Here is a 23,645-nt window from a genome sequence, read left to right as displayed (position 1 = left end):
GGGGTGGGCGCGGACGAAGAGGAGGGGGTGGGGGAAGGCGTTGATGTCGGCATGACCGTCAAGCTAACAGGATCATGAGCGTGGCTGACTCCTGTCACGACTCCTGTCTCACTTTCCGGACCCAACGGCCGGGCGCCCCGCCGCCGGGCCCAACGGCCGGAGCCAACGCCCGGACTCAGCGGCCGGAGGGAACGACCACCGCCATCGTCATCTCCATGACCTCCTCGCCGTCATTGCGGTACTCGTGCGCGGCCGACGCCTCGAACGTGGCCGACGCACCCGCCGGGATCGCATGCTCGTCCCCGTCCACGACGAGGACCAGCTCCCCGCGGCGTACATGGATCAGCTCCGTCGTCCCCGCCGGATGCGGGTCCGACTCGCTGCGCTCACCCGGCATCAGCCGCCAGTCCCACATCTCGAACGGGCCGGGCGCCTCCGTGCCGACGAGCAGCGACGTGTGACTGCCGGCCTCGGTGGACCACATCCGTACCGCCTCGCCGGGCGCGACGATCCGCACCTGCGGCCCCCGGTCGTACTCCAGGAGCGTGGTGATGCTGACGCCGAGGGCGTCGGCGATCTTCACGGTCGTCCCCACACTCGGGTTCGTCCGCGCCTGCTCGATCTGGATGATCATGCCGCGGCTCACGCCCGCCCGGGCGGCCAGGGCATCGAGCGTGTAGCCCCTGTCCGTGCGCCAGTGCTTGAGATTGCGCGCCAGCGACTGCGTGAGCTGATCGAGGTCCGTCACCGTTCCGTCCAGTCCAGTCCGCTAGAAAGGTCGAGGGGTCAAACATATTGGATGACGCGGTGCATCATCCTGAACTACGCTGTCCTGTACTGCATCGTTCATCACACTGTACTTGCGAGGACTGACACCATGACCGCGGTATTCGCCTTGGCCAGCAGTTTTCTGTGGGGAGCCGCCGACTTCGGCGGCGGACTGCTCACCCGACGCATGCAGGCGCTGACCGTCGTGGTCGTCTCGCAGGTGATCGCCGCGGCGGTGCTCGGCGCGATCGTCGTCGCCACCGGCGCCTGGCACGCGGCGGCGCCGCAGCTCTGGTTCGCCGTCGCGGCCGGCGTCATCGGCCCGGCGGCCATGCTCTGCTTCTACCGCGCGCTCGCGCTCGGCCCGATGGGCGTGGTCTCGCCGCTCGCCTCGCTCGGCACCGTCCTCGTGCCGCTCGGCGTGGGCTTCATCGGCGGCGAGCGGCCGGGCCCGGTGCAGATAGCGGGCATGACGGTGGCCGTCGTCGGCGTGGTGCTGGCCGGCGGACCGCAGCGCGGCGGCGGCGCGGTCACCCGCGAGGCCATCGTCCTCACGCTGATCGCGGCGTTCGGTTTCGGCGCGGTGATGGCGTTCATCTCCGAGGCTTCGACGAACGTGACCGGGCTCTTCCTCGCCCTGTTCGTGCAGCGAGTCTGCAACGTCGCGGTCGGCGGCGCCGCCCTGTATGTGGCGACCCGGCGCGGCACACCCGCGCTGCCCGAAGGCGGCCTGGCCGTCATCCGCGCAGCGCTCCCGGCACTGGCGTTCGTCGGCATCGCCGACGTCGCGGCCAACGGCACGTACGCCATCGCCACGCAGAGCGGCCCGGTCACCATCGCCGCGGTACTCGCCTCGCTCTACCCCGTCGTCACCGCGGTCGCCGCGATGGGCCTACTCAAGGAGCGGCTGCGCGCCATCCAGACGGCAGGCGCCTCACTGGCCCTCGCGGGGACGGCTCTGCTGGCTTCCAGCGGGTGAGCCGACCGAGGCGGCGGAGACGGTCGTGGCGGTCGATCCCGCCTCCGACTCGGCCAGCGCCAGGAGCTGGTCATGGGTGACGCCTTCGGGGATCGGTACGGGCGGCGGCGTACGCAACGGGGGCTGCCAGCCCGCCGCCGGGTCCCAGGTGCGGACGACCTTGGCGGGCGCCCCGGCGACCACGGCGTGGTCGGGCACCTCGCCGCGCACGACCGCGCCCGCCGCGACTACGACATTCCGGCCCAGCCGCGCGCCCGGCAGGATCACCGCGCCCGCGCCCAGCCAGGACCCACGGCCGATCTCGACGGGCGCGGTCCGCGGCCACTGCTTGCCCACAGGCTGCGCCGGATCGTCGTACGAATGGTTGTCGCTGGTGATGTAGACGTACGGGCCGCAGTAGACCTCGTCGCCGATGGTGACGGTCTGCGAGGCGACGACATGGCTGCCCCGGCCGAGTACGACGCCGTTGCCCAGCCGCAGCACCGAGTGCGGGCCGAGATCGAGCCCCGGCATCATCCCGGCGGTCAGCGTGACCTGCTCGCCGATGATGCAGTACTCGCCCAGCTCGATCCACTGCTCACCGAAGACCGTGCCCTGGGGATAGGCGAGCCGGGTGCCGCCCCCGATACGGCGGAAGCGGTACGGCCCGGGCCGCTCCGCCGTCACCGCGCCGGCCTCCTGGACCCAACGCGTACCCCGGTGCACGACCCACGACGCGGCCCGGCGCCGCCAGGCCCCGACAGATGAGAACACGTTCTTCTTCGCACGCACCCGCTCACCGTACTCACCAGTAAGACCAACGGACCCCGCCCCGACCTGTGATCTTCACCCCACGAGCCGCCGCTCCCCGTCCTCCGACAGCTCCGGCGCGTCGATCCGCCGGACGGTCCGTACCTCGTTCACCACCCGCTCCGTATGTTCCGCGATCTCCGCGAGCGTGGTGACCCACATACCGGCCATCCCCCGCACAGCCTCGATCAGCCCCTCCAGCGCGGCAGACCGAGCCGGCCGCCCGGAGAGAAAGGGATGGCTGGTCAGCACGTAGCAGCCGCCCTCCGCGTGGTACGCGGCCGCCTCCTCACGCCACATCCCGCACGCCTTGCGCGGGCTCTCGATGACCCCGCTCCCGGTCCACCCCGGATAGAAGGCGTACTGCTCCCAGTCGTCCAGCCCCCAGTGCACGGGAATCTCCACCAGAGTGGCGCCGGGCTTCCCCTGCTCCTCCCGCAGCCGGTACGGCACATCGTCGTCCAGCAGGCTGGAGTCGTACCGGAATCCGCGCTCGATCAGCAGCCGCGGCGTGTGCCAGTTCATCTCCCACCACGGCGCGCGATAGCCCGTCGGCCGGATGCCCAGCCGCTCCAGCGCCGCCAGTCCCCGGTCGATGGCCCGCGCTTCCGTCCGGGCGTCCATCCCCCGCGTCTGTTCATGCAGATACCCGTGGTGGGCGACCTCGTGGCCGTCGTCGACGATCGCCCGCACCATGTCGGGATACGTATCGGCGGTGAAGCCCGGCACGAAGAACGTGGCCCGCACGCCCTGCCGACGCAACACGCGCAGCAGCCGTGGCACGCCCACCCGGGGCCCGTACGCCTGATGCGACATCAGCGACATGCGGGAGGCGGCCGACGGATCGTGGGCGAGCACGCACGACTCGGCGTCCACATCGAAGGTGAACGAAGCGGCCGCACGGTACCCATCGGGCCAAGGGAAGGTCATCACTGGTCGTCTCCTCGGTGGGAAGCACTGGGCGCACTGGGGGTGCTGGGAGCACTGGACACACTGGATGTACTGGACGTGGTGGACGTACTGGATGCGCTCGCAGGGGTCAGTCTCCTCGCCCGGGCCGCCGCCCGGGGCCCCAGCACCGCGTAACAGACCGCACTCGTCAGCCCGCCGGCCAGCCAGGACAGGTCCACCCCGCCCAGCGCGACCGCGACCGGCCCCTGGAAGACCGGTATCAGCCCGTACATGAAGAGCCAGGTGACGAACACGCCGGCTCCGAACGACACCAGCCCGGCACCGTTCACATCCGGCAGCCGCCGACTCCCCACCGGATCGAACAGCCGGTCAATCACCACCTCGCCCGACCCGCGATCGCTCCGGTCAGTCCGGTCACTCAGTACGCGCTCGATCCGCAGGTAATGGACGAGCATGATGCCCGCCCAGGCCGCGACCCAGGCGACGAGGCAGACCAGCCAGCTGTCCAGGATCGCCGCGAAGTCGGCCTGGTAGACGAAGAAGACCACTGCCGCCATCGACAACACACCCACCACCGCACTCAACGTGCGCCGGCGGACCTTGATGTCGAGCGCCTGCGCGGCGACGGTGAAGGTGTAGATGTTGAGGATGTTCGTCGCGATCGGACCGTGCAGGACGAGCAGCAGTACGGGCACTGCCAGCGCGCCGAAGTTGTCGACGATCAGCCCGCCGGGGTCGGCCTGCCCGTTCTTGGTGGCGAGCGTGGCGCCGAGTGTGCCGAGCCAGACGACGGGGATGAACTGGCCGAGCGTACTGGCAAGATAGAGCTTGCGGCGCGGCATCCGCCGGCTGACGAAGCGCGAGTAGTCGGCGGCGTACGTGAACCATGTGATGCCCCAGCCGATGCCGATCGCCGTCATCACTCCGGTCATCGCGGCGAACCGGTCTCCGCCGGTGAGGATCCTGCCGGGCGGCCCGGCGTACGACCAGTCGATATGCAGGAAGAACCAGGCGGCGACGGACATGACGACCAGTACGAGGATGGTCGGCGGTACGGTCCAGCGCTCGAAGGCGGAGATCGCGCGGTAGCCGATCCAGGAAATGGCGACCTGGATGGCCATGAGCAGCGCCGCCACGCCCACCTTCCAGCCGTGGTTGGCGGCGTGCGGATCGACCGCGCCCAGCTTGCCGAGCAGAGCCATCACCAGATCGAGGATGATCCAGGTGTTGACCGAGCACCAGCCGACAGCGAGCAGCGCCTGTATGGCCGCCGGCAGGTAGTTGCCGCGCCGGCCGAACGCGGCCCGGCCGAGCACCATGCCGGTCACGCCCGTGCGCTGTCCCAGCAGTACGAACAGCCCGAAGAGCGCCATGCCGATCAGGTTGCCGACGGCCAGCACGGTCAGGGTGTCGGCGAGGCCGAGGCCGAGGTGGATGCCGAGCGCACCCAGCACCCAGTTGATCGGGGCGATATTGGCCCCGCACCAGATCCAGAACTGCCCGGACACGCTCCCGGTCCGAGCCTCCTCCGGCACCGGCCGCAGCATGGCCTCCACGTCATTCATCACGGTCGTGCCGGATACCGGTGCCGACGAGCCCGGCTCTTGCGAACGTGCCATCGGATGACCCCCATTGCTTGGTGGGTGCATTACTCGGTGGTTGCGTTACTCGGTGGGTTCATTGCTCGGTGGGTTCATTGCCCGGTGGGTGTTGGCCGCTCATTCTTGGTGTCCTGACCAGCCCAGACAAGGGACGGTCTGTCGCACAGACAGTCCGTGGTGCTAGACACATCGTCATGTGCAGCAGGTCATCCATGCCGAGCACGTCGAGTTCGCCGATCCCCTCGCGTACGCCCATGTCCCTGCCGCGGGTCCTCGCGCACCCCAGCCTCTCCCCCGCCCGGCCCCGAGTGCTGGCAGGCCAGGACGGGCTGGAACGGGCCGTGCGCTGGATCCACTCCAGCGAGGTACTGGACATCGCGTCCCTGCTGCGCGGCGGCGAGCTGCTGCTGACCGGCGGCAGCGTGCTCGCCCGCGCGACCGCCGACGAACAGCGCACCTACATCCGCAAGCTGGCCGACCGCGGCGTCGCGGGCGTCGCCATAGAGACCGGCGCTGCCCTCCCGGCCGTGCCCCCGCCGCTCCTCGAAGCAGCCACGGCCGCCCGATTCCCGGTCATCGAACTACGCCGAGTAGTACCGTTCGTCGAGGTCGCCGAGGTCATCAACGGCGTCCTGGTCAATGACTCGGTGACCCGCCTCCGGCTGGTGGGCGCACTCTCCCAGCACCTCTCGGGCCTCCTCGCCGAAGGTGGCGGGCCGCAGGAAGTACTGGACGCCTTGACCCGCCAAGTGGGCGCCCCCGCAACCCTCCTCGACCCGGCGAACCGCGTCATAGCCGTATCGGGACACACGACACCGGCACACCGGCCGACTGCCCCGACCGACGGCACAAGCGTGCGCCTCACCATCCGAGGCGTACCGACAGCCACGCTGGTGGTGCACCCCGGCCCCGGGGCCGACCTGGAGATGATCGAACTGGCCCGGGACCGCACCGCGGAAGCCCTGCAGCTGGCACTTCTCCGCTCCCGGCCGCCGGGCCCGCGCGAACTGGCCGCCGGCGAACTGGTCCGCCTCGCCACCGGAGGCACCACCCACCCCGACCGGTTGCGCCGGCTGGCCGCGTCCCTCGGGTTCGCGGCCGAGGCACCGGTGATCGGCATCGCGGCCCTGACCGCAGGCCCCGCATCCGGCTTCCACGGCCTGGAGGAACTGCTGGGCCGGCACGGGCGATTCGCCGTGGACATGCCTTCGCCACTGTCCCTGCACGCACTCATATCGGTGCGCACTCGGCCGCGAACCGGACAAGCAGCCAACTCCCGCGCACGCCTCCTCAGCGACCTCACCACCTGGTGCGCGACCGGCGACAACGACACCACGGTGGCCGTAGGCCCGCTGCTCCCCGACATCGCCGACTGCAGCGCCTCGCTGAAAGCGGCACTGGAATCCCTCCACCTGCACCAGCCCTCCCTCTCCCCCGCACTCCCTCCGCGTACCGTCATCGACGCGACCGACCTGAGCGTCGAACGGCTACTGCTGGCCGACTCCTTCCACGCACCGGCCGACGCACTGGTCCATGAGCAGCTCGGCCCGCTCCTGGCGCTCCGCGCCCCGGAGCGGGACCCGCTGCTCACCACGCTGGAGACCTACTTCGAGACCGGCTGCCACAAGACCCGTACTGCCGAACTCCTCCACCTGCAGCGCCAGTCCCTCTACGCCCGTCTGCGCCGTGCTTTCACCCTGCTCGGCGGCGACCCGACAGGCACACCCCGCGCACTGGCCGTACATCTGGCCCTCCGCCTGCACCGCCACACACGGTGAGGAACACGCTGCCCAAGGAAAGCGCTAGGCCATAGGGCAGACCCGAGGGGGTGGGTGCGGGATGCGGCGCGCGGGATGTGGCACGGTGCAGGTGCGTCTCACGGCTGGGGCCGCCCCCGTGCGGAGCCCGCGCCGCGGGACGTGAACGCAAGCACAACGAGGAGGAGAGCCCATGTCGAATCCGCCGCTTCCCGAGGCCGCCGTCGCCATGCTGAGGAAGCCGAACCCGGCTGTCATCACCACGCTCCGGTCCGACGGCCAGCCGGTGTCCACGGCCACCTGGTACCTCTGGGACGACGGACGGGTGCTGGTCAACATGGATGAAGGCCGTAAGCGGCTGAGCCATGTGCGCAAGGACCCCCGGGTGACGCTCACCGTGCTCGACGAGGAGAGCTGGTACACGCACATCAGCATCATCGGGCGCGTCGTCGAACTGCGTGACGACGACGGCCTGGCCGACATCGACCGGCTGGCCCAGCACTACATGGGAAAGGAGTACCCGCAGCGGGACCGCAAGCGGGTCAGCGCCTGGATCGAGATCGACCGCTGGCACGGCTGGGGCACCCTGAAGGACAGCAGCCAGCCGGGCTGATCCGCTGCGGCTGTCGCTACCGCTACGCCTCGTCGGGCTGTGCCGGCTTGGCCGGGGCGTAGCCGGGCTGGACGGTCTCGCGGTGGCGAATGGCGAGGTCGACGTAGACCGCGGCGTTCAGCTTGATCGACTCGCGTTCTTCGTCGGTCAGCTCGCGCTTGACCTTGGCCGGCACTCCGGCGACCAGCGAACCGGGCGGTACCTGCATCCCCTGCGGGACCAGGGCCTGCGCGGCGACGAGGGAGCCGGCGCCGATGCGGGCGCCGTTCAGTACCGTGGCGCCCATGCCGACCAGCACGTCGTCCTCGATGGTGCAGCCGTGCAGTACCGCGTTGTGCCCGACCGACACGCGCTCGCCGACCGAGACCGGGAAGCCCGGGTCGACGTGGACGGTGCAGTTGTCCTGGATGTTGCTCTCGGCGCCGATGGCGATGGGGCCGCCGTCGGCCCGCAGGACGCTCTGGTACCAGACGCTCGAACCGGCAGCCATGGTGACCTCGCCGAGCACGACGGAGGTGGGAGCGGTGAACGCCCCGGGGTCGATCCTGGGCTCCGGCCCGCCGACCCCGGAAATCAATGCCTGTTCCGCCATTGCTGTCTCCTCGTCGCGTGCCGTCGCGTCTCGTCGCGTCTGTGCAGGTGCGTGATCGTGTTGCGCCGAGAGCACCGTAGGCGGCGTACGACGGGACCTCACCCCACTGGGGCGAAGATCACAAGAGGAAGATCACCGGTGTCGCGTGAGGCGCGCGGAAGGTGCCGGGGCCCCGGCGCAGCGGTCAGTCCGTTGCCGCGGTGGCGGCCGGCTGGCGCTCCTGCTGGTCAGTGGCGGTGGCCTTGGCCGCCCGGCGCTTCATGACGACCAGCGAGCCGAGGCCGAAGAGGACCGCGGCGACCAGGCCCAGCCAGGAGAAGCGCTTCAGCCAGGGCTCCGCGACGATGCCGACGCTGTAGATCAGCGCGGTGGTGCCGCCCGCCCAGACGATGCCGCCCAGGACGTTGGCGATCAGGAACTTCCAGTACGGCATCCGCAGTACGCCCGACAGCGGCCCGGCGAAGATCCGCAGCAGGGCGATGAACCGCCCGAAGAAGACCGCCCACATGCCCCACTTGTCGAACTTCGCCTCGGCCATCGCGACGTGCTCGGGCCCGAAGTGGCGCGGGAATTTCCGCCCGGCCCAGTCCAGCAGTGGCTGGCCGCCCTTACGGCCGATGACGTACCCGATGGAGTCGCCGACGATCGCGCCGACCGACGCGCACACCCCCAGCACGACCGGGTTGATGTGGTCCTGCGTCGCGGCCAGCAGAGACGCGCTGACGAGGACGATCTCACCCGGCAGCGGAATGCCCAGGCTCTCCAGCCCGATGACCACCCCCACCAGGAGGTAGACGCTCACCGCCGGTACGGACTCGAGCCACTCCTGGACGTGCAACGCGGCTTCCTCCACCTCATATCGGGCCCATCCACGGGCCGCCCCTCACGCGCGACGCCGCACGTCAGGGAAGGGTACTCGATCTGCTGGTCACGCAGGCTGCCGCCGCGCGTGACGCACGGCAGCCGGCAGTCGCTGCACAGCGGCCTTGGCCACTGTGCACCAAAGGGTGGGACGCAACGTGGACCACATCAGTTGCGCACGGCCGCCGACGGATTCTCCGGCACCATGCTCCGGCACCTGCCGATTCATCGATTAGGCGTTCGGGCGGAGGATCCAGGGGCCCTGGCAGGCTCCTTATCTGTGACGTGGGTTACTCGCACGTTTACGAGTGACGCCCTGGGCCGGCGCGTCGCTGTAGAAAATGCCGACTGGTCATCGGCTGCGCGGTCGTCTTGAGTGGTTGCGGTCCCCCCCGCCTCACGGTTGCCGCGCGCGGCGCGGGCAGCTGCCAGCTGGCCGCCCGCGCCACTTCCACTGCATCGCCGGCAAGGGCCGCACCGGCTTCGGGAGGGCGATCCTGCTGCTCGCGGCAAGCGCGGCGGGCGAAGGGATATCCGTGGCTAGTTGCGGTAGTTCGGCGCCTTGATCAACAGGTGCCGGCGGTCCGTGAGCTCCGGGACGCCGACGGACTCGTTCCAGTCCGCCTTGGCCACCGGCTCCAGGGCGATCGAGACGGCACCGTCGTGGACGCCGAAGTGTTCCATGACGACCGTGGTGACGGCCTCGGCAAGTCGATGGTGCTGCTCCTCGGTGAAGTCCTTGGGGAAGTGCTTGATGTTGACGTGCGGCACGGCGTTCTCCTTTGTATCGCTGGTGGGTTCACTTGCCGAGGCGGTCGCGGATCGCCGCGACCAGTTCGGCGACGCCGCGCTCCTTCAGCACGCTGTAGTGGTCGCCGTCGAGGTCAACCACTGTCGGGGGTTCGGCGGAGTAGCCGGAGTGGCCTTCGATGAAGGAGTAGTCGTCGCCGGTGGCCTTGAAGAGGGTCACCGGCGCGTTCAGGCGGCGCTCGGCCAGCTCGCGAAAGCTGTACTCGAACGCGTAGGTCCGGCCGACGATCCGGGTGATCCGGCGGATCAGCTGCTCGTCCAGGGCGGGGTACAGGTCGTGGACGAAGGACACGAAGGCGGCTTCGTCGCGTACCGTCGCGAGGCATCGCTCCAGGTCGGGGCCGCTGATGACGCCCGCGAACACGGAGAAGAGGATCGTGAGGTACGCCGGATTGCGGTACGAGGCGGTGCGGCCGTGACGGTCTCCGTCGGCCTCGCGGACCTTCGGGTTCCCGGGACAGATCAGCAGCAGGTTCGCGACCCGCTCGCCGGACTGTTCCAGCTGCCAGGCCGCCTCGAACGCGACCCGTGCGCCGAAGGAGTAACCCCACAGGGTGTACGGGCCTTCGGGCTGTACGCGGCGGATCTCGGCGACGTCGGCGGCGGCCATCTCCCGGACCGTGGCGTAGGGCGTCTCTCCGGCGTTGATGCCGTGGGCCTGGATGCCGTAGAAGGGGCCGCCGAGTTCGGCCTCCCGGCCCAGGAGACGGAGGTTCATCGGGTAGCCGCCGAGGCCCGGCCAGCAGAACACCGGGCTGGCCGTGTCCGTACCCTGGTCCGCCGTTGCCAGCGGCACCAGCCGTGAGGCGGGCTCGGCAGTATCGATGGAGCCGTCGATCCGGGCCGCGAGGTCGGCCAGCTTCGGGCACTCGAAGACGACCTGGAGCGGCAGCTGCGTGCCGAACTCCTTGTTGATCTTGTTGACGAGCGCGACGGCGGTCAGCGAGTTCCCGCCGGAGCCGAAGAACTCGTCCTCCACGGACACGTTCTCGTACTTGAGCGCGGTGCCCCACGCCTCGGCCAGCCACCGTTCGGTCCGGGTCGCCGGGGCCACGTACGGGCTGCCCGTATCCGCCGAGCGCACCGCGTCGGAGCCGGCCAGTGCCTTGGCGTCGACCTTGCCGTTCGCGGTGAGCGGCAGTGCGTCGAGGACCAGGACCCGGTTCGGGATCATGTAGTCGGGCAGGAGCCGGCCCAGCTCGTCCTTGATCATCTCGGCCGGGCCCTTCATATGGACCGTGTCCTCGCGCATGCCCTCGCTGCGGATCTGCTCCAGGCTGACCCGACCGCCGAGGAAGAAGTACGAGGGGCCCGGCGCGATGCCGCAGGCGGACAGGATGTCGTCGATGCGGCGCGCGGCCGGCAGCGGGTGGCCGGTCTTCGAGCTGTAGCCCGAGGACATGAAGCCCAGGCCGAGGCCGTTGCGCTGGAGGTGGTGGAGCTTCTTCCCCAGGGTGATGTACTCCAGCCACGGCTGGTCCGCGCGGCTGATGGCGCTGATGCCGAAGCCCGCCCGCTCGTACACGCCTTGGTTGATGGCGATCACATGCCGGGCCTCCACCAGACCGTCCGAGACGCGTCTCAGCTTGCCATGATCATGACAGTATTGACCGGCCGTCAGGTCCACGACTCCGCCCGGATGCGCCTGCACATAGATCTCGGTCGGGTCCTGCCGAGGCGTCCCGTCGTTGGCGTGGACCTCGAACGTGCCCAGGTAGTAGTCCTCGTCAGCGACGTCCAGGCCGTCCTTGACGGCGGGCAGACGGTCCAGAGGGCTGATGTTCAGCCCGTACTCGGGCAGTACCTCTTCGAACAGCCCCACCATGTGCCCGGCCTCGAACTCCAGCACTTCCTGGATGTTGTTCTTGTAGACCGGCTCGATCGCCCGCTTCTTGCCGAGGAAGTGGACGGAGAGGTACGGGCCGGCGGCAGTGGCGGAACCGGCCGCGGCGTCACCGATGCGGACGAGGCTGTGGTCGACGGGGTGGTAGTAATACGCGCCGGCGTCGAGGCCGGCCACGCCGCCGCCCGTCTCCAAGTACAGCTGCGTGGCGTACAGCGCGCCGGGGGAGGCGTAGGCGTACTTCGCCAGCAGCCGCTCCTCGCTCCGATGCTGCCCGAACCACCGCAGGATCTCCCCGAGTTCGGCATACGTCAGCTCATCGAGCCCACGGAAGCAGCCGCTGACCGGCCGCGGCGCGAGGAGTTCCAGGAGGTCGTCCCTGGTGACCTTTCCGCCCTCGTAGAAGCGGTACGTCTTGCGGGCGAAGGTCTCCCGCCGCTGGCGCTCGGTCGCCTGCTTGCCGGGCAGGTCCAGCGCAGGGCAGCCGTCCAGCTCCTCGGGGTCGCGCAGACCCGGGTTGGAAAGCTGCGCCTTGACCTGGAGCTTGCTCGACTTGGACTGGTGGTGACCACCATGGTTGCCCTGGTCCATCAGGGCGGCTTCCTTGGGGTTCAGCTCGACACAGGCGACCAGGTTCTGAAAGCCGGTCCGCGCGTCGTCGGTGACGATCGTCGCCGCCCGCTTGACCCAGGTGTGCTCCTCGATCGCGACCGCGATCTCGTCCAGCTCGACGCGGTAGCCGCGCAGCTTGATCTGGTTGTCCACCCGACCGGCGAACTGGACGGTGCCGTCCGGGTTCCAGTACGCGAGGTCGCCCGTGCGGTACAGCCGCTCGGTGGGCACGAACGGCGAGGGGACGAACCGCTCCGCCGTCTGCTCCGGGCGGTGCAGGTAGCCGCGCGCCAGCTGGGCGCCGCCGATGTACAGCTCGCCGGTCTCCCCGATGTCCACCGGGGCGCGGTTCTCGTCGAGGATGAAGCACTGGGTGTTGTCGACGGGCACGCCGATGGGGACCGTGCCCGCACCGTCACCGATCTCGTCCGGGTCGACCAGATGCGCGGTCGCGTTGATCGTGCACTCGGTCGGCCCGTACAGGTTCACCAGCGACACCCACGGAAGCTCGTCGGCGAGGGCACGGGCGAGCCGGTTGGAGAGCGCCTCACCGCCGGAGAAGACCCGTCTGAGCGAGGTGCACAGGGAGAACTCCTCGTCGTCCACCAGCGCTTGGAGCAGGGTCGGCACGCACTGGAGCGTGGTCACCTCGTGCTTGACGATGGTGTGGACCAGGGCCTGGGGGTCCCGGTAGATGCCCGCCGCTCCCACGACGACCCGGCTGCCCACCGCGGGCGCCAGTATCTCCCACTGCGCGGCGTCGAAGCTCATCGGCGTCTTCTGCAGCACCGTGGTGTCCTTGCCCAGGTGGCCGCAGGCGTGCATCCAGCGCATCTGGGACGCGATGCTGCGGTGCTCGATCAGTACGCCCTTGGGGCGCCCTGTGCTGCCGGAGGTGTAGATGACGTACGCGAGGTCGTCGAGGCGAGGAACGGCCGGGCCGATGCCGCCACCCACTGCTTCCGGGTGCTCCGCCGCATCGGCCAGGGTGACTATGCGGATGCCCTGCGGGGCGAGCTCGGCCAGGCGGGCGGCCAGGTGTTCCTGGGCGACGATGACGCGGGTGCGGCTGTCCTCGATCATGTAGCGCAGCCGGTCCTCGGGGTACTCCGGGGACAGTGGCAGATACGCGGCACCGGCGAAGAGGATGCCCCAGGCGCCGGCCATCAGGTCCAGGGACGGCTCGACGAACAGGCCGACGGTGTCACCCGTATCCACGCCCAGTTGACGCAGGTGGGCGGCGAGCCGGCCGCCGGCCCGCGCGAGCTCCCGGTACGTCAGGCTCTGGTCCTCGCCGATGACCGCTACGGCCTCGGGCCGTGACGCCGCCTGCTCCTGCAGCAGATCGGGCAGACTGGGGGCGAGGCGGGTGTCACGTATGTGTGGGATGTGCCGGGTGGTCGGAGCGGTGTTCACGGTTTCCCGATCAGTGGCTGGTGCGTGTGTCTGTGCGTGTGCGTAGGCCGGTACGTGATTACGACGCATGGGCGGTCGGCTCCTCGGTGACGCGCCCGTCGGCGTTGGGATCTGCGGTCCGCGCCGGGGAGCCTGTCCGTCGCCGCCTGGGCTGGGCCAGGAAGACGGCGGCGACCACGGCCACCGCCCCTGCTCCCTGGAGCAGCGACAGCGCCTCGCCCAGGAAGACGTAGCCGAGCACCGTCGCGGCCAGCGGGCTGGCGAACCCGAGGATCGACACCGCGAGCGCGGGGAGCCGCTCGATGCCGCGGAACCACACGGCGTACGCCACCAGCGCCCCGATGACGCTCAGGTACGCGAATCCGGCGAGATTGGTACCGGTGATGTGACTCGGCAGGCCCTCGGCGAGCAGCGTGGCAGGTGCCAGTACGAGACCGCCGACGGCGAGCTGCCAGCCGGTGAACGTCAGGACGTTCACGCCTGCCGGCCGTCCCCAGCGCTTGGTGAGCACGATGCCGGAGGCCATGCAGACCGCGCCGCCGAGCCCGGCCAGCACGCCGACCGCGTCCACGCCCGCCTGGGGCTGCAGGACCAGTAGGGCCACGCCCAGCAGGCCGAGCGCGCACGCCGCCACCTGGGGCGGCCGGATCCGGTCCTTCAGCAGCGCCGCCGCGAGCAGCAGCACCAGCATCGGCTGGATCGCGACCACCAGGGCGGCCACGCCGCCGGGGAGGTGGTAAGCGGCCAGGAACAGCAGGTAGAAGAAGGCGCCGATGTTCAGCACCCCGAGCACCAGGGCGCGCCACCACCACACTCCGCGCGGCAGCACGCGGCCGATTCCGAGCAGTACCAGTCCCGCGGGCAGTGCCCGCACCGTGGAGGCCAGCAGGGGACGCTCGGGAGGCAGCAGCTCCGTGGTCACCAGATAGGTACTGCCCCAGACCGCCGGAGCCAGCGCGGTCAGGAGCGAGTCGAGTGCGAGTCGGTTGCCCTTCACCTGGCCACCTCGGTCCTGGGGACGGGAACGAGGACCGCCTCGGCCCTGGGGACGGGGGCGAGGCGGACGAGGGGGCGGAAGGACAGGCGATCGCCTACTTGCGGGCGATCGCCGATGGGTGGTCGGGCGGCAGCAGGGACGTGCTGCGCCGACCGTGCGGATTCGGGCACGATGAATCTCCGAATTAGACAGAAATGAGCGGATAACTGAACCCGATCGCGCGTCCGTCCGTCGCACCCGGATCCAGCCGGGCCAGACCATAGATCAGGTAAGGCTTACCTAACAAGGGTGGTCACTCTATGGACCGGGCGACCTCAGGCGGGGGGATCGGGCGCGCTCGCGGACGATGCGTCTCCTCCTCGCCACAGTCCGCCAGTTGAGCCCACTCACCTGCTCGGCCGGGCGCAACAGTCCAAGACGGCGGTGATCCACGTCACCCCCTCCGGCCTGATGTATCCATCCCCGAGGGCGTGCCCGGAAGGCCCTGGTCACAGTCACGCCGGCCTGTGCCCGCCGAATTTCTCGGCTGCCGAGCGGCTGCGTCACACCTCACCGTGACCGGCGTCGGCAAGACGCGGCCGGCGCCGGCGGCAGCGGACGGACTGCAGCGCCAACTTCGCGAGGGGGCATGGCTGGTGGAACTGTCCGCTCTGCACGACGGCGCGCTGCTGCCGCGCACCATCGCCGAAGCGCTGCCACTCGCCGACCGGACCACCCGCGCCATGATCGACGTGCTGGCGGCCTATCCGGCCGGACGGGAACTACTGCTGGTGCTGGACACCTGCGAGCACCTGGTCGAGGCGCGCGGGATGGCGATCGAGGTGCTGACACGGGCCGTGCTGCTGGCCGAACGGGCCGCCCAGGCGGTCCCCGGATTCACCGTCACCGACGCCAACCGCCCCGACCTCGCACGGCTGCGGGTCCGGCCGGGAGGGCCGCTACTACCTCGACCGGGCCCTCGCCCTGGACGAGGACCCGAGCCGGGCACGCAGCAAGGTGTTGTGGGCCTGCGGTTTGATCTCATCGGGTCTCGGCGACGCCCAGGCTGCCGACGTGCAGGATGCGGAATGCATCGCCGAGGCCGAGCGTCACCGTTCCCAGGAGCGTCGGTCCTTCACAGGCGGAGGTTCCAGCGGTCGGCGCGGCCGGTGAGGTGGATGGGAGTCAGCGGGCGGAGGTCGATGCGCCAGAACGCGTGCGCGGGTGCGGTCAGGGCATGCACGACGGCGGCGCGGGCCACGGCGGGGTCGGTAATGGCCAGGACCCGGCCGACAGTGTCGGGCAGGTGGTCCAGCCAGTCGGCGACGCGCCGGCACAACTGGTCGACCGATTCACCGCCGTGCGGGGCGGCGGCCGGGTCAGTTGTCCAGGCCGCCACCGCGGCCGGGTCGGTGGCAGCCAGGTCGTCGAGCGTACGGCCACGCCAGTTGCCCAGGTCGAGGTCGCGCAGAGCGGTGTCGACCGCAGGGTCCAGCCCGAGGGCGGCGGCGGTCTCCCGGCACCGCAGGGAAGGGGCGGTGAGTCGGCAGTCGGCCGGGGGCACGTCACCTGCGACGGCGCGGGCCTGCTGCCGGCCTCGCTCGTCCAGTGGACCGTCGTCGTCGATGCGTGCCTCACGCAGGGCCGGGCCGGGGGCCGGGGTGAGGAGGGTCAGCCGGATGGTCACGGCGGCAGGCTAGTCGTGTACCGGTGGTGCGGCGCGGGCGGGAGCGGAAGTGGAAGTGGAACGAAAGTGAGGCATGCCACCTTGGCCGCCAAGTGGCTGGCCTGTACCGTCTGGTGAGATAGGACGACGGCGCGAACGGAAGCCCGGTGCAAATCCGGCACGGTCGCGCCACTGTGTGCTGTGCAGCCCCTCGTGCCGAGCGGGGAGCTGCCGGTGAGTCAGACCCGGCGCCGTCGTCGCGTGCTCCAACTAGCGGGACGCGTGTTCCCGAGGAGGTACCGCCATGGCTCACTCCGCAACTGCCCCTTCCCCCCTGTCCACGCCGGTCACGGCGAAACTGCCGAACAAACTGCCGATCCGGGCGATTCTGCCCTGGGCGGCGTTCTTCGGCCTGCTGATGCTGGTCCTGCTGTACTTCGTCGGCGCCGAGCAGGGCGCCACCTCCCTCTTCTCCGGCTCGGGCGTCCACGAGTGGGTGCACGACGGCCGGCACCTGCTCGGCTTCCCCTGCCACTGAGCTCCGGGGGAAAGCCTCATGAACTCCGTCACCGTGCGCGCGCTGCTGGTACGCGGCATGCTCGCCGGCCTGGCCGCAGGGCTGCTGGCCTTCGGTCTGGCCTATCTGATCGGCGAGCCGGGGGTGAACGCGGGCATCGCGTTCGAAGACTCCCGCTCCCACGAACACGGCGTGGAAGTGGTCAGCCGGGCCATGCAGTCCACCGCCGGTCTGGCCACCGCGGTACTCATCTTCGGTACCGCGGTGGGCGGCATCGCCACGCTGGCCTTCTGCTTCGCTCTGGGACGCATCGGCCCCTTCGGCGCACGGGCGACCGCCGCCCTGGTCGCCGCCGGGGCGTTCGTCACCGTCTGCCTGGTGCCGTTCCTGAAGTACCCGGCCAATCCGCCGGGGGCCAGCGACCCTGACACCGTCGGCCAGCGCACCATCTTGTACTTCGGGATGATCGCACTGTCCGTACTGGTCGCCATCGGCCTGATCATCATCGGCCGCCGCCTGGCCGGCCGACTCGGCAACGGGAACGCCGCTCTCGCCACGGCGATCGGCTGCACCGCGGTCATCGCGGCGGCCATGGCATTCCTGCCGGCGGTCAACGAGACGCCCAAGGACTTCCCGGCCACCGTGCTGTGGCAGTTCCGTCTCGCCTCGCTCGGCATCCAGGCCCTGCTGTGGGCAGCCTTCGGCGTGATCTTCGGCTTCCTCGCCGAACGGGTCCTGCAGCCGCACCCCACCCGCTCCGCTCAAGGCGCCACGGAGGTACCCGGGACCGCCTGACCGGCCGGTCCAACGTGCGGGGCCCGTACCGGGGGCGCGACCGGTACGGGCCCCGCACGTACGCCGCGACGATTCCTGTCCCGTGGTACGAAGCAGGATGATCCGCAGGCGTTCCAGAAGTTCCGCCCGGCCTGCCCACCGCGGTCGGTCCCCACCGACACCACGCGCCGCGTCACCACGGCGTCCGGCCCTAACGTCCGCTCAGAGAGCGGCGGTTGTCGGCAGTCCTCACGGGCGATGGATGTATTCGGCGCACAGCACGCCTTGGCGTGTAGTGCCCCGAATGCCTCCGCGGTCACAACCGTCACTGCTGCAGCGCTCCGCTCATCGTCGGCCGGCTCAATAACGTTGCCGCTGTTCGCCGAACAGGTACAGGCGGGGTCAACGAGCTCTCAATACTGCTTTCGTGCACCGGCAGGCTCAGTACAACGACGCACGGGCATCCGATACCGCCGAATACCGTTGCGTCATTTCATATTTCAAGCGCTCGGGACATCTTGGCCCAATGGCACCTAATACATCCCAGGCCGGTGGGGCCCTCGCCGCACCGCCGTACTCATCGCAGCCGACCGCCGCACCAACCGTCCGCAGGCTGGTCGGTGTCGATCTCGCCCGCGGCTTGGCGGTACTGGGCATGTACGCCGCCCACGTCGGCCCCGACCCGATGGACGGCGGGACGCTGGGTTTCCTGGTGGAAACCACTTACGGCCGGGCCTCCGCCCTCTTCGCCCTGCTCGCCGGGTTCTCGCTGGTCCTGCTCACCGGCCGTCCGGAGCCGCGGACCGGCCGTGCCGGGCGGCAGGCGGTGGGCAAGGTCGTCATCCGGGCCGCCGTGCTGTTCGCCATGGGCATCGCCCTCATCGCGCTGGACACCCAGATCGACGTGATCCTCGCCTGCTACGCGCTGCTGTTCCTCCTCGCCCTCCCGTTGTACCGGCTGCGCGCCGCGACCCTGGCCGTGATCGCTGCCGGCACCGCGCTGATACTCCCCCAGGACCTGTACCTGATCAAGGTCTCCATCGAGGAGGGAAGCTGGGCCGACGCCGTAATCGCTCTCGACCCGCTGGCCAGGATCACCGATTCGGACGGCTTCATCGAGATCCTGTTCACCGGCGCCTACCCGATCCTGACCTGGATACCGTTCGTGATCGCCGGCATGGCGGTGGCCCGGCTCGACCTCGCCCGGGTCCGCGGCCGCCTGGCCCTGACCGGCGGCGCGCTGGCCGTGCTCGGCTACGGCGGCTCCTGGCTCGCCCTGCACCTGGTTCCCAACGCGTACGCCACCATCGCCGCGCGCACGGACGGCAATTCCGCCGGCTCGGCCTGGTGGTCGGACACGGTCGGCGAACCCGACGGCGCGTTCCGCGAATGGCTCCTGGTGGCAGCACCGCACAGCCAGACGACCTTCTCGATCGTGGGCAATGCCGGGGTCGCCCTCGCCGTACTGGCCGGCTGCCTGTTCGCCGTGGACCGGCTGCCGCGCGTACGGCGTCTCGCCGCACCGGTCACCGCGGTCGGCATGATGTCCCTGACCGCCTACGTCCTGCACATCGTGGCCATCTGGGCGCTGTGGGAAGAGGACCTGCCCAGCAGCTTGCTGGTGCTGTTCGCGTTCACCGTGGCCGCGATACTGATGGCCGTCATATGGTTCCGGCTTTTCCGGCGCGGTCCGCTCGAAAACTTCGTGCACAAGGCCACCACGCTGGCGAACCGCATCAAGTGAGTCCCGTGGCCCAGAGGGCACATGGTGATAGCTGGAGGACGTCCGCGCCCTCCCGGAACATCCACCGGAAGCACTGAACAGGCCCGTGGCCTATTTGGATGGATTGGGGAAGGATGGTGGTCCGAACAAGAGCAAACGGGGGGCAAGGTGGGGGACGAGTCGGCAAGAGAGCTGTCCGCGAAATCTGAAGACCAAGAGATCGCGCTCGGCAAGCCGGGGAACATCCGCAAGCTGAAGCTCACCGCTTTGGGCAACCGGCCGTACGCGTGCCCGGAGATCGTCCCTTCCTGGTGGAAGCTGCGAAGCACCCACAACAGCGTGACAGGCTTGTTCGACACCCTTCATCTGGTACGGACCACGCGGGCGAAGCAGAAGAACGCGGAGACCCGGGGGCGACTGGGACGGGATGAGCAGGACCTCCTGCGGGCGGCGATCGTGTTCACCTCCGCCGGGGTGGATGCCGCGGTGAAGTCACTGATCGCGGGCTGTGTCCCTGTACTGATCACGAAGCCGGGGACGGCGAAACTCAAGTACGAAACATTCGTCGAGAACCAGGTCAGGTCGCCAGAGGTGGAAGGTGACTTCGTCGCCGCGTTGAAGTCGGTCGACCCAGCCGCGCAGATCCTGCAGCTTTACGTCAGGAGCAAGACGAAGGCCAGCTTCCAGGGCAGCAGTGATCTGCGCGAACGGGCCGGTGGCGCCCTGGGCATCACCGCCCAGCAGATCCCCAAGAAGCGCTTCGCGGACCTGGACGAGTTCTTCACCGCCCGCAACGACGTGGCCCATCAGCTGGACATGGACGACCCTGCCCGTCTGGACGCGGCTCCTCCTCGCAAGACACGGTCGCAGCGCGACGTCGAGCTCATGTGTGACCAGGTTCTGCTCCTGGTCCGGGACATCATCAGGGCCACCGCGCAGAATGTCGGGAACTGCCACTGAGCTGTCACGATGACGGCAGCCGGCATCGAGGTCGACGAGCGAGACAATCAGCAGTGCTCCACACGCCTGGGTGTCGATGCCTCATGATGGTTCGGACATGAGAGGGAGCGGCCGGACCGGGAGAGCTTGTCGCCTCGCGTTGCGGGCCACGCTCGGCAGGCGGGCGGCGGCTCTCCGCGCGGCGGTTTTCGCCTTCGCCGGTACGGGGCTCGGGACAGCCGGGCACCATCTCATGTCGCAGGGTTCCGCGGACTGGGGGGCAGTGCTACCCGCATTTCTGGTGCTGTTCGTGGCGGCGCTGCCGCTCGCGCGCCGGCACAGGTCGCTGTTCACGGTCTGCTCGGCAACCGCGGCCGGACAGCTGGTGCTGCACTTCTGGCTCGCGTGGGCCGGCGAGCACCACGCCATGGCTCACGGCGGGCACCCCATGCACGCATCGCAGCATGATCCGCATGCCATGTGGCATGCCGGTCAGCACGGCGGTACGGCGATGACCGCCGCCCATGTCCTGGCCGCGCTGCTGGTCGCATGGTGTCTGCAGCGTGCGGATGCGGCCGGGCAGAAGCTGGTCCGGCTGGCGGCCGGGATGGTTCGGCGTCTCGGCGACGCATTGGTCGCGCTGGCCAGGACCGTTGTACGGGACGGGCGCCTGACACGCGCGCGTCGGCAGGGACTCGTGCGAGCGGTCCGGGCCCGGGCTCAGTCGCCACCGGATGCCGCGGCAGTGCTGACGTACGAAGTGGTGCGGCGGGGGCCGCCGACGATGGGTGCGTTTCCCGTCGCCCGAGCGGGCCGCATTCTCGCGCACCCGCATTACACCTGAACACCCGGGAGTTACCCGTGTATCGCAGCCCCCGCGCGCGCACCGCGCGCCGCTTTGCCGTGATCGCCACCGCCATCGCGGCGGCCTCCGTCGTCGCCGTCCCGCCCGCCGCAGCCCATGTCGAGGTCGAGGCAAAAGGCGCCCGCGCCCTCGACCAGAACGTCACCCTTTCCTTCAACGCCGAGTCGGAGTCGGCCGACGCCGGCATCACCAAGCTGGAGGTCATCCTGCCCCAGGGGCTCTCCCCTAGGGACATCACGTACAAGGACGGCCCCAGGAACTGGAAGTTCGTACGCAGTGAGCGCGGTTACGCCGTGTCCGGCCCCGCTGTACCCGCCGGAAAGGACGCCGCGTACTCGGTCACCGTGCGGCAGTTGCCCGACGTCGAGTCGTTGGCCTTCAAGACCCTGCAGAGCTACGAGGGCGGGCGCACCGACCGTTGGATCGAGCTCGAGAAGCCCGGTGAGCATGACCACGCGGACGCCGGCGGCCACGGCAATCAGGCGCCGACGCTGGAGCTGAAGCCTGCGGCGGCCGACGCCACGCCCCTCTCCCCCAGCCCCTCGGAGTCCAAGACATCTGCAGCCCCTTCCGGGAGCAGCACTACCGCGGAAGGCAGTACGGGCGCCGAGCAGGCCGAGGAGAAGGATGATGGCTCCTCGCCCGCGATCCCACTGATCTCAGGGCGGGCGCCAGTGCCTCCTGCGGCGGTGTCGCCCTGATGAGGCGGCGGATGCGCTCGGCCGGGTCGGTTCCTGTCATCGCGGGCAGCCCGGACACGGTGACAGTGGGACCCACGGCGCACATCTCCAACAGCGCCGAGGCCACGGCGCGCCGGCCGTGCTTCTGCGCCGCCTGGTCATCCGCGGCCATCTCCGCGAGGCGGCGCACCTGTTGTGCGTAGCCGCGCGAGAGCCCGCTCCAGCCGAGGGCCGCGGTCAGGACGTCCGCGGTGAGAAATGCGCGGTGGTGGCGGTACTTCAGGTGGGCCCGCTCGTGGGCGAGAGCGGCGGCGAGTTCGGTGTCGGACAGCATGTCCAGGGCCGTCGTGGTCACCACGATGCGTGCGCCGTTCCGTGTGCCGGGGATGCAGAAGACCGCCGGGGCCGTGTGCTCCAGCACCCGCACGTCCGGGTCGTGGATGCGGTGGTGCTTGCCCAGGGCGTCGGCGGTGAGCAGGTGCCGGTTCCGCTCCCTTCGAAGCCGCAGCAGACTGCGCAGGGTGAGACCGATGAGCGTGACGGCACCGAGGAACAGGACGGCCAACGCGACCCGGGGAATGTCCGCCACCAGCCAGGAGCCGCCGTAGGCGTCGTGCACCAGCGGCTCGTCGGCGCTAAAGAGCCACACCATCGCGTGTTCCCACAGGTCGTGCGCGACCACGAGGAGGAAGCCCACCACCGAGGCCAGAAGGCTCAGCGCGCAGGCGTGCCAGCTGCGCAGGGCGGCCTGCGGGAAGCGGGTGACCCAGCGGGCACGAGTCAGCAGACGAGCGACCGGCCCGCCGAGGAGTACCGCGTAGGCGAACAAGGCTGCGATGACTAACACAGTGGGACCTCAGTGGTCGGTGTCGAGGACGAGATCGGTATCGCGGTCGGGCTCGGTACCGGGGTCGGAGTTGCGGTCGGGCGGCATGGTGTCCAGTGCCTTGCGCAGGGCCACCGCCTCCTCGGCGTCGAGACGGCCGGCGAAGTGCAGCAGCGCGTTCGCGCGGTCGCTCGATGAGGCCAGGGCCTGTTCCATCAGTTCGGCCGTGTAACGCTCCTCATTGAGGACATCGGTGAGGCGCTGGATGCTGAGGGATTCCTCACTCGCCCACACCACGCGCATGATGTCCGATTCCAGTTCACCGAATGCTCTCAACTGCTCCGACCTGCCTTTCCCTCTCTTGGCTGTGCGAGCCGCCTGCAGAGGCGACGTCGGTCCACCATCGCTGGGACGGCATGACTTCCTACGTCGTGTAGTAGTTTGGGGAGGTGGACGTCGACCGACACGCTTCGGCGGCTTCGAGTTCAGCGCCGCCCACCGCTGGCATCTTCGGGGCACTCACCCGCGCCTCTCACATGCGCGTCTCTCACCGGTTTTCCTACCGCGACCGCGACCTGTGCCCGCTGTTGGGCAGGCCGCACGGCCCGCCGTTCACGACCTCGGCACACCGCTCCCATGCCCCTGCTCCCCCCTCGCCCGCCCAAGCCGACGTGCACCGGGCGGCTCGTGTCAGCCGCGACCTGATGCACACCCGATGCCGCACCCACACGGCCCAGCCGACAGGTCTGCCTGTCGTTCCCATCGTCGTTGTCACCGCACCGGCCGCACAATGCAGTCGGCTCGCAGGTAAGCACGGCAGCGGAGCCGTCCCGTACACCTACGGCGTACGTCTCGTACGCCCTGCCGCCGCCTCACCACCCTCGGGCGATCCGCAAACGCGGCACCTCGGATGTGCACGTTCCCGGATCGGTCGCCCCGCGCAGCACCGCCCCCGCCGTGGGAGCCGGCCATGACACCCCGCGCGGCCCAGCAGCCGCTCACAGCACCCCTGCCATCAATTGCCCGCAGCACAAGGCAGGCCACCATGCAGTCACTCATCGAAAACGCCCGCGCCTTCCCGTCGAGCGTCGCGGAGCGCCGCGATGATCTCGCCGCACTCGCCGAC

At 69.8% G+C, this 23,645-nt stretch carries 22 protein-coding genes; 10 read left to right on the top strand and 12 right to left on the bottom strand.

The genetic code is table 11. From position 1 onward, the window contains the following. Positions 1 to 175 precede the first annotated feature (175 nt). Positions 176 to 748, bottom strand: a complete 573-nt coding sequence (locus tag IG84_RS0119655) for a helix-turn-helix domain-containing protein (protein WP_031058807.1) — start codon at positions 746 to 748, stop codon at positions 176 to 178. Between the two features lie 129 nt (positions 749 to 877). Here IG84_RS0119655 and IG84_RS0119650 point away from each other — a divergent pair, with 129 nt between their 5' ends. Further along, positions 878 to 1,747 carry an EamA family transporter gene (locus tag IG84_RS0119650; protein ID WP_031058805.1) on the top strand — a complete coding sequence of 290 codons (870 nt, stop codon included), beginning with the start codon at positions 878 to 880 and terminating at the stop codon, positions 1,745 to 1,747. Here IG84_RS0119650 and IG84_RS0119645 read toward each other — a convergent pair. From IG84_RS0119645 to IG84_RS0119635, 3 genes are read right to left on the bottom strand one after another with little or no spacing between them, the layout of a single operon-like run. After that, positions 1,703 to 2,518 carry an acyltransferase gene (locus tag IG84_RS0119645; RefSeq protein WP_078649068.1) on the bottom strand — a complete coding sequence of 272 codons (816 nt, stop codon included), beginning with the start codon at positions 2,516 to 2,518 and terminating at the stop codon, positions 1,703 to 1,705. The two genes, IG84_RS0119650 and IG84_RS0119645, sit on opposite strands and share 45 nt — an antisense overlap. 54 nt (positions 2,519 to 2,572) lie before the next feature. After that, on the bottom strand, positions 2,573 to 3,466 hold the full coding sequence (locus tag IG84_RS0119640; RefSeq protein WP_051862028.1) for a polysaccharide deacetylase family protein: 894 nt from the start codon (positions 3,464 to 3,466) through the stop codon (positions 2,573 to 2,575). After that, positions 3,466 to 5,067, bottom strand: a complete 1,602-nt coding sequence (locus IG84_RS0119635; RefSeq protein WP_031058796.1) for a purine-cytosine permease family protein — start codon at positions 5,065 to 5,067, stop codon at positions 3,466 to 3,468. Before IG84_RS0119635 ends, IG84_RS0119640 begins: the two co-directional genes overlap by 1 nt. Before the next feature lie 236 nt (positions 5,068 to 5,303). Between IG84_RS0119635 and IG84_RS0119630 the strand changes: the two genes are divergently transcribed. Both IG84_RS0119630 and IG84_RS0119625 read left to right on the top strand, forming a co-directional pair. Beyond that, positions 5,304 to 6,827 (top strand): PucR family transcriptional regulator, encoded by a 1,524-nt coding sequence (locus IG84_RS0119630; RefSeq protein WP_031058794.1) that lies wholly within the window; start codon positions 5,304 to 5,306, stop codon positions 6,825 to 6,827. 172 nt (positions 6,828 to 6,999) lie between these two features. Beyond that, complete coding sequence (locus tag IG84_RS0119625; protein WP_031058791.1) at positions 7,000 to 7,419, top strand: PPOX class F420-dependent oxidoreductase; 420 nt, start codon at positions 7,000 to 7,002, stop codon at positions 7,417 to 7,419. Between the two features lie 22 nt (positions 7,420 to 7,441). Here IG84_RS0119625 and IG84_RS0119620 read toward each other — a convergent pair whose 3' ends face one another. Further along, on the bottom strand, positions 7,442 to 8,011 hold the full coding sequence (locus IG84_RS0119620) for a gamma carbonic anhydrase family protein (protein WP_051862025.1): 570 nt from the start codon (positions 8,009 to 8,011) through the stop codon (positions 7,442 to 7,444). 184 nt (positions 8,012 to 8,195) lie between these two features. Beyond that, positions 8,196 to 8,849, bottom strand: a complete 654-nt coding sequence (locus IG84_RS0119615; protein ID WP_031058787.1) for a DedA family protein — start codon at positions 8,847 to 8,849, stop codon at positions 8,196 to 8,198. Between the two features lie 364 nt (positions 8,850 to 9,213). On the opposite strand from IG84_RS0119615, the gene IG84_RS42950 reads away from it, so the two are divergent. Then, the gene (locus tag IG84_RS42950; protein ID WP_107053926.1) at positions 9,214 to 9,438 is read left to right on the top strand and encodes a tyrosine-protein phosphatase; all 225 of its coding nucleotides are present in this window, start codon (positions 9,214 to 9,216) and stop codon (positions 9,436 to 9,438) included. Here the strand turns inward: IG84_RS42950 and IG84_RS0119610 are convergent. The 4 genes from IG84_RS0119610 to IG84_RS0119595 form a co-directional block, all read right to left on the bottom strand. Next, positions 9,413 to 9,643: a tautomerase family protein gene (locus IG84_RS0119610; RefSeq protein WP_031058785.1), complete on the bottom strand. Its 231-nt coding sequence runs from the start codon at positions 9,641 to 9,643 to the stop codon at positions 9,413 to 9,415. The two genes, IG84_RS42950 and IG84_RS0119610, sit on opposite strands and share 26 nt — an antisense overlap. A gap of 28 nt (positions 9,644 to 9,671) precedes the next feature. After that, positions 9,672 to 13,553, bottom strand: coding sequence for an amino acid adenylation domain-containing protein (locus IG84_RS0119605; RefSeq protein WP_382467413.1), 3,882 nt, complete (start codon positions 13,551 to 13,553; stop codon positions 9,672 to 9,674). A gap of 58 nt (positions 13,554 to 13,611) precedes the next feature. After that, complete coding sequence (locus IG84_RS0119600; protein ID WP_078649060.1) at positions 13,612 to 14,550, bottom strand: EamA family transporter; 939 nt, start codon at positions 14,548 to 14,550, stop codon at positions 13,612 to 13,614. 1,114 nt (positions 14,551 to 15,664) lie between these two features. After that, on the bottom strand, positions 15,665 to 16,216 hold the full coding sequence (locus tag IG84_RS0119595) for a histidine phosphatase family protein (protein WP_031058778.1): 552 nt from the start codon (positions 16,214 to 16,216) through the stop codon (positions 15,665 to 15,667). A 283-nt stretch (positions 16,217 to 16,499) separates the two neighbouring features. On the opposite strand from IG84_RS0119595, the gene IG84_RS0119590 reads away from it, so the two are divergent. From IG84_RS0119590 to IG84_RS0119565, 6 genes are all read left to right on the top strand, one after another. Beyond that, positions 16,500 to 16,733, top strand: a complete 234-nt coding sequence (locus IG84_RS0119590) for a CbtB domain-containing protein (RefSeq protein WP_031058776.1) — start codon at positions 16,500 to 16,502, stop codon at positions 16,731 to 16,733. An 18-nt stretch (positions 16,734 to 16,751) separates the two neighbouring features. Next, positions 16,752 to 17,507, top strand: a complete 756-nt coding sequence (locus IG84_RS0119585; RefSeq protein WP_031058775.1) for a CbtA family protein — start codon at positions 16,752 to 16,754, stop codon at positions 17,505 to 17,507. 505 nt (positions 17,508 to 18,012) lie between these two features. Continuing rightward, complete coding sequence (locus IG84_RS0119580; protein ID WP_031058773.1) at positions 18,013 to 19,230, top strand: DUF418 domain-containing protein; 1,218 nt, start codon at positions 18,013 to 18,015, stop codon at positions 19,228 to 19,230. Between the two features lie 147 nt (positions 19,231 to 19,377). After that, positions 19,378 to 20,169: a hypothetical protein gene (locus tag IG84_RS0119575; protein WP_031058770.1), complete on the top strand. Its 792-nt coding sequence runs from the start codon at positions 19,378 to 19,380 to the stop codon at positions 20,167 to 20,169. 280 nt (positions 20,170 to 20,449) lie between these two features. Continuing rightward, entirely contained in the window at positions 20,450 to 20,992 is a 543-nt protein-coding gene (locus IG84_RS42295) for a hypothetical protein (protein WP_169749886.1), read from the top strand. Positions 20,993 to 21,009: 17 nt separating this feature from the next. Then, on the top strand, positions 21,010 to 21,714 hold the full coding sequence (locus IG84_RS0119565; protein ID WP_031058764.1) for a DUF1775 domain-containing protein: 705 nt from the start codon (positions 21,010 to 21,012) through the stop codon (positions 21,712 to 21,714). Here the strand turns inward: IG84_RS0119565 and IG84_RS39995 are convergent. Continuing rightward, positions 21,596 to 22,540, bottom strand: a complete 945-nt coding sequence (locus IG84_RS39995; protein ID WP_157848916.1) for a M56 family metallopeptidase — start codon at positions 22,538 to 22,540, stop codon at positions 21,596 to 21,598. The genes IG84_RS0119565 and IG84_RS39995 overlap by 119 nt on opposite strands. 9 nt (positions 22,541 to 22,549) lie before the next feature. Continuing rightward, the gene (locus IG84_RS0119555; protein ID WP_211266488.1) at positions 22,550 to 22,855 is read right to left on the bottom strand and encodes a hypothetical protein; all 306 of its coding nucleotides are present in this window, start codon (positions 22,853 to 22,855) and stop codon (positions 22,550 to 22,552) included. Between the last annotated feature and the right edge of the window lie 790 nt (positions 22,856 to 23,645).

This window comes from Streptomyces ochraceiscleroticus, from assembly GCF_000720485.1.
GTDB classification, from domain to species: domain Bacteria; phylum Actinomycetota; class Actinomycetes; order Streptomycetales; family Streptomycetaceae; genus Streptomyces; species Streptomyces ochraceiscleroticus.
Note: the sequence above shows the minus strand (reverse complement) of the source record. Positions and strands in the feature narration are given on the sequence as shown.

What these genes read in the sequence shown, in the direction of transcription:
- IG84_RS0119650 (WP_031058805.1), top strand. Translation starts at nt 878, where the DNA reads ATGACCGCGGTATTCGCCTTGGCCAGCAGTTTTCTGTGGGGAGCCGCC.
- IG84_RS0119640 (WP_051862028.1), bottom strand. Translation starts at nt 3,466, where the DNA reads ATGACCTTCCCTTGGCCCGATGGGTACCGTGCGGCCGCTTCGTTCACC.
- IG84_RS0119635 (WP_031058796.1), bottom strand. Translation starts at nt 5,067, where the DNA reads ATGGCACGTTCGCAAGAGCCGGGCTCGTCGGCACCGGTATCCGGCACG.
- IG84_RS0119630 (WP_031058794.1), top strand. Translation starts at nt 5,304, where the DNA reads ATGTCCCTGCCGCGGGTCCTCGCGCACCCCAGCCTCTCCCCCGCCCGG.
- IG84_RS0119625 (WP_031058791.1), top strand. Translation starts at nt 7,000, where the DNA reads ATGTCGAATCCGCCGCTTCCCGAGGCCGCCGTCGCCATGCTGAGGAAG.
- IG84_RS0119620 (WP_051862025.1), bottom strand. Translation starts at nt 8,011, where the DNA reads ATGGCGGAACAGGCATTGATTTCCGGGGTCGGCGGGCCGGAGCCCAGG.
- IG84_RS42950 (WP_107053926.1), top strand. Translation starts at nt 9,214, where the DNA reads ATGCCGACTGGTCATCGGCTGCGCGGTCGTCTTGAGTGGTTGCGGTCC.
- IG84_RS0119590 (WP_031058776.1), top strand. Translation starts at nt 16,500, where the DNA reads ATGGCTCACTCCGCAACTGCCCCTTCCCCCCTGTCCACGCCGGTCACG.
- IG84_RS0119585 (WP_031058775.1), top strand. Translation starts at nt 16,752, where the DNA reads ATGAACTCCGTCACCGTGCGCGCGCTGCTGGTACGCGGCATGCTCGCC.
- IG84_RS0119580 (WP_031058773.1), top strand. Translation starts at nt 18,013, where the DNA reads ATGGCACCTAATACATCCCAGGCCGGTGGGGCCCTCGCCGCACCGCCG.